This is a genomic window from Sporosarcina sp. FSL K6-3457 (genome assembly GCF_038007285.1).
Classification (GTDB): Bacteria; Bacillota; Bacilli; order Bacillales_A; family Planococcaceae; genus Sporosarcina.
Window position 1 is genome coordinate 229,404 of the sequence record NZ_JBBOWX010000002.1, and the last position, 11,595, is coordinate 240,998.

9 protein-coding genes are annotated in these 11,595 nt (G+C 40.9%); 7 read left to right on the forward strand and 2 right to left on the reverse strand.

The annotated features are described in order from the left end of the window. The first annotated feature begins 2 nt into the window (after nucleotides 1-2). Both N1I80_RS23075 and N1I80_RS23080 read left to right on the forward strand, forming a co-directional pair. The gene (locus tag N1I80_RS23075) at nucleotides 3-509 is read left to right on the forward strand and encodes a hypothetical protein (protein WP_340740315.1); all 507 of its coding nucleotides are present in this window, start codon (nucleotides 3-5) and stop codon (nucleotides 507-509) included. A gap of 156 nt (nucleotides 510-665) precedes the next feature. Further along, nucleotides 666-2,240, forward strand: coding sequence for a peptide chain release factor 3 (locus N1I80_RS23080; RefSeq protein ID WP_340740316.1), 1,575 nt, complete (start codon nucleotides 666-668; stop codon nucleotides 2,238-2,240). A 356-nt stretch (nucleotides 2,241-2,596) separates the two neighbouring features. Here N1I80_RS23080 and N1I80_RS23085 read toward each other — a convergent pair whose 3' ends face one another. Together N1I80_RS23085 and N1I80_RS23090 are read right to left on the reverse strand one after the other, a co-directional pair. After that, complete coding sequence (locus N1I80_RS23085) at nucleotides 2,597-2,833, reverse strand: ATP-dependent Lon protease (protein WP_340740317.1); 237 nt, start codon at nucleotides 2,831-2,833, stop codon at nucleotides 2,597-2,599. 164 nt (nucleotides 2,834-2,997) lie between these two features. Beyond that, nucleotides 2,998-3,282, reverse strand: a complete 285-nt coding sequence (locus N1I80_RS23090) for a hypothetical protein (protein WP_340740318.1) — start codon at nucleotides 3,280-3,282, stop codon at nucleotides 2,998-3,000. A gap of 475 nt (nucleotides 3,283-3,757) precedes the next feature. Here N1I80_RS23090 and N1I80_RS23095 point away from each other — a divergent pair, with 475 nt between their 5' ends. The 5 genes from N1I80_RS23095 (at nucleotide 3,758) to N1I80_RS23115 (ending at nucleotide 11,479) form a co-directional block, all read left to right on the forward strand. Next, the gene (locus N1I80_RS23095) at nucleotides 3,758-4,372 is read left to right on the forward strand and encodes a lipoprotein BA_5634 family protein (RefSeq protein ID WP_340740319.1); all 615 of its coding nucleotides are present in this window, start codon (nucleotides 3,758-3,760) and stop codon (nucleotides 4,370-4,372) included. A gap of 545 nt (nucleotides 4,373-4,917) precedes the next feature. After that, nucleotides 4,918-6,180 (forward strand): RNA-guided endonuclease IscB, encoded by a 1,263-nt coding sequence (iscB, locus tag N1I80_RS23100; protein ID WP_340740320.1) that lies wholly within the window; start codon nucleotides 4,918-4,920, stop codon nucleotides 6,178-6,180. 30 nt (nucleotides 6,181-6,210) lie between these two features. Then, nucleotides 6,211-9,276 carry an efflux RND transporter permease subunit gene (locus tag N1I80_RS23105; RefSeq protein WP_340740321.1) on the forward strand — a complete coding sequence of 1,022 codons (3,066 nt, stop codon included), beginning with the start codon at nucleotides 6,211-6,213 and terminating at the stop codon, nucleotides 9,274-9,276. 97 nt (nucleotides 9,277-9,373) lie between these two features. Further along, nucleotides 9,374-10,462 (forward strand): SDR family oxidoreductase, encoded by a 1,089-nt coding sequence (locus tag N1I80_RS23110; protein WP_340740322.1) that lies wholly within the window; start codon nucleotides 9,374-9,376, stop codon nucleotides 10,460-10,462. 249 nt (nucleotides 10,463-10,711) lie between these two features. Beyond that, a complete protein-coding gene (locus N1I80_RS23115; RefSeq protein WP_340740323.1) occupies nucleotides 10,712-11,479 on the forward strand; it encodes a TerC family protein in 768 nt (255 codons plus the stop codon). Nucleotides 11,480-11,595: the final 116 nt, after the last annotated feature.

The following is an 11,595-nucleotide window of genomic DNA, read 5'->3' on the forward strand; positions in this document are numbered from 1 at the left end:
TGGTGGAGCGTTTCATCCTGAATTTATCATTTTACTCCATGCCAAAGTCTTTGATATCCAACTCGGGTGAGGATTATATTATTTTCACCAATAAAGAAATAGATAAAACGTTGAGAGCACAGAGTACGTTCTATTTTAATCGTGGGGATTTTAACTTTTTTAGTCAATCTGGTAAAGCTGCGTATTCGTATTGGTGTCAGTCTGTTTCATTAACGAAAGAGGAAGTAGCATGGTGTAATGATAGTCATGATTTAGCGCTAGGCATTTTGTTCAATAAATTGAGATTAAATTTGCAAGAGGATGGCGTGACGGCAGGTAGAATAAAAAATATTGATCAGCAATTCGATTGTCGGTGTCAAATTGAGCTTTTTTTCCCTACTGATAATCGCGCTATTTTTAAGGTGCAAAGGGTTGATTTAAATTGGATGGCAGATATGCATCTTGATTTTGAGTTTAGAATGTTAAGTGATTCTTTACTGGAGGAATTGAAAAAACATAGTTTGACTTGAGCTGAAAATAGGTATTTCAACAGAAGGAATCCGCTGTCAACTGAGAATAGGTTGAGCGGGTTCCTTTTGTATGTTAAAAAATCTAATAAAAATTGTTGAAATCCCCTCCCAATGCGTCTATGCTAAGAAAAGCGAAACAGAAGGAGATAACTTAAAATGGATAAACCTATACAGGAAGAAATTGCATCACGGCGCACATTTGCGATTATTTCTCACCCGGATGCTGGGAAAACAACGATTACGGAGAAACTGCTTTACTTCGGTGGTGCGATTCGTGATGCTGGTACAGTTAAAGGAAAGAAAACAGGGAAATTTGCCACGTCTGACTGGATGGAAATTGAGAAGCAACGTGGGATTTCGGTTACATCATCTGTTATGCAATTCGATTATGACGGCAAGCGCGTCAATATTCTCGACACACCTGGACACGAAGATTTCAGTGAAGATACGTACCGTACGTTAATGGCTGTTGATGCGGCAGTTATGATGGTCGACTCGGCCAAAGGGATTGAGCCACAGACGATTAAATTATTCAAGGTTTGTCGTATGCGCGGAATTCCGATCTTTACGTTCATCAACAAAATGGACCGTCAAGGGAAAGAGCCGCTTGAGCTAATGGAAGAATTAGAAGAAGTACTAGGCATTGAATCATATGCTATGAACTGGCCGATTGGGATGGGGAAAGAATTCCTCGGTATTTACGACCGTTTTAATAATCGGATTGAACAAGTACGCGTGGAAGATGAAAAACGTTTTCTTGCATTAAATGAAGACGGTGGACTTGCTGAAGACCATCCGATGGCAGAAACATCTTATTATAAACAAGCACTCGAAGACGTTCTTTTATTAAATGAGGCAGGTAATGATTTTGATGAAGAGCGTGTGGCAAAAGGTGAACTGACGCCAGTATTTTTCGGCAGTGCGTTGACAAACTTTGGTGTACAAACATTTTTAGAAACATTTTTGCAATTCGCACCGGCGCCACAATCACGCATGACGAAAGATGAAGCAGAAGTCAACCCGTATTCGGAAGAGTTCTCAGGTTTCATCTTCAAAATCCAAGCGAATATGAACCCAATGCACAGGGACCGTATCGCGTTCGTGCGTATTGTTTCGGGTGCGTTTGAACGTGGAATGACGGTGACCGTGCCGCGTATTTCGAAAACATTCAAACTGACACAGACAACACAATTTTTGGCAGATGATCGTGAAACAGTGGATGAGGCAGTAGCTGGCGATATTATCGGCTTACATGATACAGGTAACTACCAAATTGGTGATACAGTAATCGGTGGGAAGTCATCCTTCCAATTCGATGCATTGCCACAATTTACACCAGAGCTTTTTGTACGTGTAACGGCGAAAAACGTTATGAAATCGAAGCATTTCCACAAAGGGATTTTACAGCTCGTACAAGAAGGGGCTATTCAGTATTACCGAACGCTTCATACGGAAGAAGTCTTGCTTGGAGCTGTTGGTCAATTACAATTTGAAGTGTTCGAGCACCGCATGAAAAACGAGTACAATGTAGAAGTGCGTATGGAACATGTCGGTTCGAAAGTAGCACGCTGGATTGAAAACGAAGGCGACGTTAAAGAATCGATGACAGGGCAACGTGCCATGCTTGTGAAGGACCGCTATGATAATTTAGTGTTCTTGTTTGAAAATGACTTCGCAATGCGCTGGTTCCACGATAAATATCCGGATATTCGGTTGTATAGTTTATTATGATGAAGTACCTAGTAAGGCGGTCTAACCGTCTTACTAGGTTTTTTCACTGCATCATTTCCGGTTCGCTTGCGGCAATTAATGGACGAAAGGATAACCTTTTTCGGTCATCCTATTGTGCATCATTGCCTGTCGCAAACCTACAATGCTTAAGTGAAAAATGCAGTTGCTTGGGAAGAAAAGAATAGATGATTTTCTATTGAGAGTGTAAGTTCCCGAAGATACAATTTCGGGAACTCTTGTACTTTGTACAATGTGTTCTTTATTTACTTTTAACAAAGAAACAAGGACCTATTTCTGGTCTTTTTTACAGTATTGTTATTCAACTAAACCACCCGTTAGTTGAATAACGTCGTACATTAGTTTTTCGTTTCTTTTTCTTTTTCGTTCCTTTCTTTGATATATCTTTCGTACGCATCTTTCACCTTGTCATTACTATTAGGTGGTACTACTTGTTTATGGACCTCATTAATTAAAACTAACGACCTGAAGATGACTCCGACAATAATTGCACATAAAATGTAAATTCCAATAGGACCGAGGATTACCAAGATACCTAAAAGCCCAGCTAATAGAATGGATAACAATAACTTCAAAAAACCCCCCCTTAATCTGACTACCTTTATTCCACTTAAAGCCCCGATTGTTGAACACAATTTAAGAAACACTCTTTAACTAACCCGCTGCTTTAGTTAAATAAGTTCAACATAAAAGGTGTTAATCCCTCTAGGTTCAATGCCTTTTAATAGCCCTCAAATTTCTATACTTTTGAAGTCCAAATTCTATAAACATATTTACCTTCTTCCTTTATTTTATCTTTATGCACAATAACCTGTACATTTAGGTAATCTGCCCATTGTGGAAGTAGTTCGGTTAAATAATCAATTACTTTTTCATCAGGAGTTGCATAACCAACATTTACTTCACTAAATAAACAATTGGAGAAATCTGGATACAATGAGTTTGTCCATTCATAAACTTCCATCTCGGAATCAAAAATCCTCTTATCTTCTCGATATTGCCCATTCATCCATTGGACTTCCATAAAAAATGCCCCCTTTAGTCTTCGAATTAAAAATGTTTTCTTATTGAACTAACCTGCCCTGTTAGTTCAATAACAATCTTGATATTGATACGTTCTCGATGAGTTATAAGTTTCATTAATTATACGTTCGTTTTATTTTGTAGAACATTCACGCGCTGTAAACAAATAGCAACAGAGTTATAAGGCATAACTAAAATAAAAATAGAAGAGACAATAGCGAAAGCTTCAGCCACCAAAATTGTATCTTTGGTGGCTCTTATCCATGTAGAAAACCTTCAATTCACTCATCCAAAAAGTATTAGCACTTCGCGTACTTCAGCACCTTCTCAACTACCCCTAACTTCCACTCATAAACATACAAGGTTGCAATATTGTCATGTGAACGTCATCTAAAGCGAAGGCTGGAAATCTGTAATCCTCTTATAATAAAGCCGATAGCGCAGATGGTTATCAAATAGAAAAGGGGATAAACAAAATGAAAAAGACAGTACTGGGTATTTTAACAATGCTTATGGCAGTAATCGTATTAGCAGGATGTGGTATGTTTGCCAAAGCAAATGGGATAATCTTATATGGAGAAGAAGAGGAAGTTTTAAATGCTGTGGAGACTATAAAAGAGAAGGAGAAGGGCGAGAAGAAGGAGAGAGAGAAGGAGGAGCTAGTAGAAGAAGAACAGCACAACATTAAGGTTCTAACAGATGATAATCGACAAATCATGATTTTGACAGAACAAACAGCTCAATCACTTATAAAGAAAAAGTTAATAAGTGAAATAACAAACCAAGAAAAAGGTGAGACAAAAGCAATTTCATCTCTTTCAAAAGTAGCTAAAGGCGAAGCATTACTTTTTACTAAGGAAGAATCATACGAATTGGAAATAGAGAATATGAACATTAAGTATGAAGGTAATTTGATCATTGGGGACGGAAGAGCATATGTGGATATGTTTTTAATCGTCAATGATGAAGAGTGGGCTTCTTTAGAAGGAACAGAAAAAGTGATGGCTATATTAAAGTTTGATAAAGATCCAAGTGCTGACGGGTTCAGTTATGAAGTGGAAAAGGCACAGCTAGTTCGCATACAAGACTGAAAAAGTAGAACTCTCCATTGATAAAAAGTACCTGATAGTTTAGACGCTGAAAAAGTCTATTCTATCAGGTGCTTTTTGTTTAAATGAAAAACCGAACAGGGAAAAGGGGATTTTATTCAAAAATGAAGCTGTCATTTGAAGTTGTTCCGTTCTTTCAATATGATTAGCTTAACAGGGAGAAATTGAACTTCATTTTCCTCTGTTAAGCTAATCTTCGGCGGATGTCATAGATTTTTAGGAGACTTTTTCGAGTTTACTCGAAAAAGTCTGGATGCAATTACGCTAACATGTAATTAATAAAATAAGAAAGGACTGTGCGTGTCAATAACCCGCGATTGAAATCGCAGGCTTATAAGAGCCTTGATTGACTAGTCTAAGTCTTTACTGACTACGTTGTTTGTGTCATGACACCATAGAATGCCAACTCTAGTTCTATGCAACTGTCGCATGTGATTAAAAGCTCTGAGGGAAAGGAGCGGTGTTGCATGCCTAACAAGCACTTACAACATTGGCGAAGAGTAGCTAACTCGAGGGAGGTAAACGATATGCTCGTTTACGTACTGAACAAACATGGACAACCGCTTATGCCTTGTAAGCCGCAGAAAGCACGTAAGCTGCTGCAACAAGAAAAAGCAAAAGTTGTCCAACGAACACCTTTTACAATTCAATTGCAATACGGATCCAGTGGTTACAAACAGCCTATATCATTGGGCGTGGATGCCGGAACCAAACATATCGGACTTTCAGCTACAACAGAAGGCCAGGTGCTATTCGAAGGCGAAGTTAAGCTTCGTACTGATATTCAAGAGTTGTTGGCAACTCGCAGATCTTTACGAAGTGCTAGACGAAGCCGAAAGACTCGCTATCGTCAACCACGCTTTCTCAATCGTAAGAAAAATAAAGGGTGGCTCGCTCCATCCGTTCAAAACAAAGTAGATATGCACACAAAGATGATTGCCAACGTGCATAAGCTTCTTCCGATTACGCATGTAACGATTGAAGTTGCACAGTTTGACATTCAAAAGATTAAGAACCCAGCTATTTCGGGTGATTTGTATCAAAAAGGAGACCAACTTGGCTTTTGGAATGTACGGGAATATGTATTCTTTCGTGATAAGCATGTATGCCAACATTGCAAAGGCAAAACAAAAGACAGAATTTTAAATGTTCATCACATCGAAAGTCGCAAGACAGGTGGTGATGGTCCAGATAATCTACTGACACTCTGTGAAACGTGTCATAATAAGATTCACAAAGAAGGAAAAGAGTATTTATTTACACGTAAAAGTGCTTCGTTTCGTGATGCTTCTCAAATGACAGTGATGAGATGGTTTATTCATCACCAAGTGAAAAAACTGTATCCTCACGTTCAATTAACGTATGGATTCCAAACGAAAAATACACGTATCCATCATGGTTTAGAAAAAAGTCACGCCGTGGATGCAAGATGCATCAGTGGAAATCCGCTTGCGGCTTCATCTAACAATACCTATTTATTTAAGCAAGTACGAAAAAACAACCGACAGTTACACAAAATGACCATTGCTAAAGGTGGCTATCGGAAAGCTAATAAAGCAGGGCGCTTCGTGAAAGGTTTTCAACTGTTTGATAAAGTTCTATTTGAAGGCATCGAGTGCTTCGTGTTTGGCCGACGAAAAACAGGCTATTTTGATTTGCAAACAATAGATGGAGTAAGTATACACAAAAGTGCAAGCTTCAAGAAGCTACGATTGGTCGAGAAAGCTAGTACGCTACTCGTTCAAATAACCCAAAGAAGGGAGGTACAGGCTGGCTCCTCTCACGACTAAAGTCAAGAGTTTTCGCCAGCCTAGATTTTTATGAAAATAAGTGACTTTTCCATAAAAAGACCCGTCTTTACGATTGTGACCATGTTTCTAGTCATTATTCTTGGAGCAGTGTCATTTTTTCGCATACCAGTAACGCTGATTCCGGAATTGAACCCACCAATTGCTGTAGTTGTGACAAGCTATCCGGGAGCATCACCTGCAGAGGTGAGTGAGAAATTAACGAAACCACTTGAAAATAGTTTGTCGACTGCGCCAGGATTGAAATCGATGCAATCCTCTTCTCAGGAAGGCTCGAATTTCATCTTGTTGATGTTTGACTGGTCGACGAATATTGACGATGTGCAGCTTGATATTATGCAGCGCGTGGATCAAGTGCCTGTTCCAGATGGAGCCAATAAACCAAGGTTTATGAAATTTGACCCGTCTCAGTTTCCGGTTATTCAGCTGTCGTTACGGGCCACAACAGATGAAGCTGATATTCGAAAAATTGCAGAACAGCTGGAAACAGAATTACGACGGACAGAAGGTGTCGCGAGTGTAACGGTTTCGGGGAAATTAGTAGAAGAGGTACAAATTATACTGGATCCGCAACAGCTGGAGACAAATGGGCTTGCGCAATCGGATATTGTCCAAATGCTACAAGCGAACAATGTGTCGATGCCGGGTGAGCCGATTGAGACGCCAGATGGTCAACAGCTCACGACTCGTATTTTGAGTACGCTAACGACGATATCTGATATTCGAGGTGTCATTGTCAGTACGAATCCCTTTACGGGAGACAACATAACCATTGGTGATGTCGCAGACGTCGCGCTTGTTGAAGCCGATTCAACTACAATTACGCGTGCCAATGAGGAGCAGGCTGTTCTAATGTCTGTATTACAAGAGTCAGGCTCAAACACGGCGGATGTCTCCACGGCCTTTAAAGAAGCGCTGGATACACTGCTCGAAAAGGACGAGTTTCAAGGGATAGAGTCTGACATCCTGTTTGACCAAGGTGATTATGTCAAGCTGGCCATTAATAATATTGGTCAATCCCTCATACTCGGCGGTATTTTCGCAATGCTTATTTTGTTCTTGTTCCTACGGGGCATAAAAAGTCCAATTATTATTGGGATTGCCATTCCTTATTCTGTCATTGTCACATTTGTATTGATGTACTTTGCCAACTTCTCACTCAATATTATGACGCTTGGTGCGCTGGCACTTGGTATTGGGATGTTAGTCGATAATGCCATTGTGGTCATTGAAAATATTGAACGGCATTTAGCGATGGGCAAGGAGCCGAAGCAGGCTGCATCTGATGGGACGAAAGAGGTTGGCGGAGCAATCACAGCTTCGACCTTGACGACATTAGCTGTGTTTGTGCCGGTCATTTTCATCAGCGGCTTGATTGGTCAAATTTTCACAGAGTTTGCGTTGACGATTTCGTTTAGTTTGTTTGCGTCGCTCGTCGTTGCTTTGACGGTTGTGCCGATGATGGCTGGTCATTTATTGAAGAAGCCTAGAAAAAATATTGAAGCGCGGAGACGTCGTTCGAAAACATTAGGAAACTTTGAGAAATCGGTGAAATGGACGTTAAAATATCGATTCGTTGTACTGTTTGTCACAGTGGCTCTCCTTGTAGTCAGTGGCTTTGGTTTATTCAAAGTAGGGACTGAATTTTTACCGGCAACGGACGAAGGGTTTGTCAGTGTTTCGGTGAAATTGCCGAATGGCTCCTCGCCAACAGTGACAGATGATGTAGTGAAACGCATTGAAGCACAGCTGAAGGACGAACCGGACGTTGAAGTGTATGTCAGTCTCGTCGGTGGTACGCAAGAAGGTATGGCGCAAGGGTCATCCAAAGCGAATGTGGCTGAAATTTATGTTAAGCTTGTGCCGCTTGCACAGAGAGAACGATCTATTTTTGAGTTTGTAGATGCTGTGCAACCAAAGGTGTTGCAGGAAGTAGGAGACGAAGCGAGGATTGGCTTTGTCATGCAAACAGCAGCAGGCTCTAGTCCGAATACATTGTCATTTGCATTGAATGACACGAATGAAGCCCGATTACATGAAGCGGTGATGGAGTTGAACCATGAACTTGCTGCGCTTGATTTGGTGATGGAGGTAACGAATAACTTACAAAATACGGTGGATGAAATCCAAATTGAAGTAGACCGCGACAAAGCAGCAACTCGAGGATTGACACCGTATCAGATTGCCCAAACGGTCAATAGTGTCACGCGCGGTTCATTTGCCACACAAATTATCGGCAAAAATGAAGAAGTATTTGCGGTAAATGTGCAATATGATAAGAAGTTCCGCAATAGTATAGAGCGCTTGAAAAAGTTGAAGTTACGGACGCAAGCAGGGACTTTCGTGGCGCTAAGCGAAGTAGCGAGTGTGACGATTGCGGAAGGACCGGTGTCCATTCAACGTGTCGATCAAGCACACTCGGTGACCTTTAATGTGAAATATGAGTCAACGCAATCACTTGGAGATATGACGAAGAAAGTAAATGCTTTAATTGCAGAGCTAGGTATGTCGAAGGAAATTGAACTGACCTATAGTGGGGATCGAGAATTGTTTGAAAGTGCGATTGACGATATGCTAATGGCGCTTGCGCTCGCTGTAGTGCTCGTTTATATTGTGATGGCGGCACAGTTTGAATCATTCAAATATCCATTTGTTATTATGTTCTCTGTTCCTTTAATGGTCATTGGTGTAGCGGCGGGCTTGTATATGACAAATACGCCAATTAGTGTGACAGCTATTATCGGAATTCTCGTTCTCGTTGGGATTGTCGTCAATAATGGGATTGTCCTTGTTGACTATATTAATCAGCGTAAGGAGGCAGGGTTTAGCTCGTATGATGCGATTATTGCTGCGGTAAGGGATCGGTTGCGTCCAATTCTGATGACGGCACTGACGACAATTTTAGGCCTGTTACCGTTAGCGCTAGGGCTCGGTGAGGGAACGGAAATGAATCAGCCGATGGGCATTGCTGTCATAGGTGGTTTATTAAGTTCAACATTGCTGACACTGTATATAGTGCCGATTATTTATAGCTTGTTTGACAAGGAAACGAGAAAGCGTGCGGTAGGGGATAAATGATGGAGGAGCTTCCTGTAATGGGGGGCTTTTTCTAGTCTGAATATTCTTCCAACAGTGAAATTCCGGTGTTATACTAGTAAAACAAGGGGGCGATTATATGCAAGCTCATTTTTTTACGGGATTCCCAGGTTTTATCGCAACGGAGTTAATAAAGGAATTGGTGCGTGTTGGGCAAGTGGGGAGATTGTATGCGGTTGTGCAAGCGGAGCAGGAGCAGCTGGCAAAGGATAAAGCAGCCTCGATGATGACGGAGATGGATGCTGAGATTCCTTTTGACATCATCGTTGGAGATATCACGCAAGTGAATCTAGGGATGACTCAGCAGGTCGTGAACCAGTTGTATGGAGAAACGTTAACGGTTTGGCATTTGGCGGCGATTTATGATTTGGCTGTTAAAGCGGAAATTGCTTGGAACGTCAATGTGGAGGGAACAAGGCAGGTCAATGAGTTTGTACGTAGTCATTCTTCTATTACGCGTTACATGTACTTCAGCACAGCTTACGTGGCGGGAAAACGAGAGGGGCTATTGCTTGAAACGGAATTGGTACGCCCAGATGCCTTCAAAAATCATTATGAAGAGACAAAATTTGAAGCAGAATTACTTGTGGAGGAACTGAAGTCCAGTGTGGCTGTGACGATTATCCGTCCGGGAATCGTGCGCGGTCATTCTAAAACAGGGCAGACCATTAAGTTTGATGGACCTTATTTTTTCATGAATATGATTGATCGTCTAAAATGGATGCCTATTATTCCATACGTAGGAAAGACTGAAGTGTGTATAAATGTCGTGCCGATTGACTATATTATTCATGCAACGGTCTTTCTCGCGAGTAAAGTAGAGGCGGCAGGGCAAACCGTCCATTTAACAGATCCATCACCTCATCCAATTGAGGAGGTTTATAAGGCGATGGTTGTGGAGCTGACAGGGAAAAGTCCGAAGGGAAGACTGCCTTATAGGATAGCTCAAACGGGGCTGTCGTCGATTCGGCTACAACGTAAACTAGGTGTTGAAGCGGAAACGATTGATTATTTACTATGGAATGGAACATTTGATACGTGGAATGCACAAAGGCTTCTCGAAGGAAGTGGCATTAGCTGTGCTGACTTTCTCGAATCTATTCCCTCTATGACAGCATTTTATGAGAAAAATAAAAAAAATCCTGATTTTCATATAAAAATCGGATGACTTATTGTTTTACATTTATGAATGAGGTGGTATAATGAAACAAAAGTACCCAACAACTTAATAAACTTTGACATCATGTCAAGGGGGAGTAGCTTTAGGGAAACCTATTTCATAGTCGTCAATACATGGCTGACGCCATCGGTTATGATAGCTAGACTTTTGTAAACCAAAATTCTGACTTAGCGAGACCTTTGCCTTTTATTAGGTGAGGGTCTTTTTTGTTTGAAAAAAAGTGTAGGAGGAATGGTTTTGGAAGCAATATTATTGGAATACGCGTGGGTACTCGTTGTACTGATTGTACTGGAAGGATTATTGGCAGCAGATAATGCGGTAGTTATGGCAGTTATGGTGAAGCATTTACCGCGTGAGCAACAAAAGAAAGCCCTATTTTACGGATTATTAGGTGCGTTTGTGTTCCGTTTTGCTGCGTTATTTATGATTACGTTACTTGTAGATATTTGGCAAATACAAGCATTAGGAGCCGCGTATCTGTTGTTTATATCCATTAAAAGTCTTCTAGACCAGCGAAAGAATACAGAGGAAGATCCTGAAAAGGATGAAAAACCTCGTAAAGGTTCTGGTTTCTGGATGACTGTATTGAAGGTAGAACTTGCAGATATCGCATTTGCATTAGACTCAATGTTGGCTGCGGTTGCACTGGCAATCACACTTCCAGCGCTAGGTAATTTCGATATCGGTGGCATCAATGGTGGTCAATTTATCGTTATGCTATTGGGTGGTATTATCGGATTGATCATTATGCGTTTCGCAGCTCGTCAGTTCGTTGTGTTGTTAGAGAAATACCCATCATTAGAAACAGCAGCCTTTTTGATTGTCGGTTGGGTAGGTATCAAATTGGTCGTGCTTACGCTAGCACATCCAAAATTACAAATCATTGACGTAGGGTTCCCACATTCGACTGGATGGAAATTAACATTCTGGATTGTCCTTGTTGGAATTGTTATTGGTGGTTATTTGTTTGGTGTAAGGAATAGTCGTAAGGAAAATAAAAAATAATATGCATACGCCTGTTGATTTACCAAGAAGTAACTTAATCAGACGCTAGGCACTCTGTGTATAGTAGCTTTGGTTCGCTGTGGATTGAACGACTTCTATACGATTACCGGGCTATT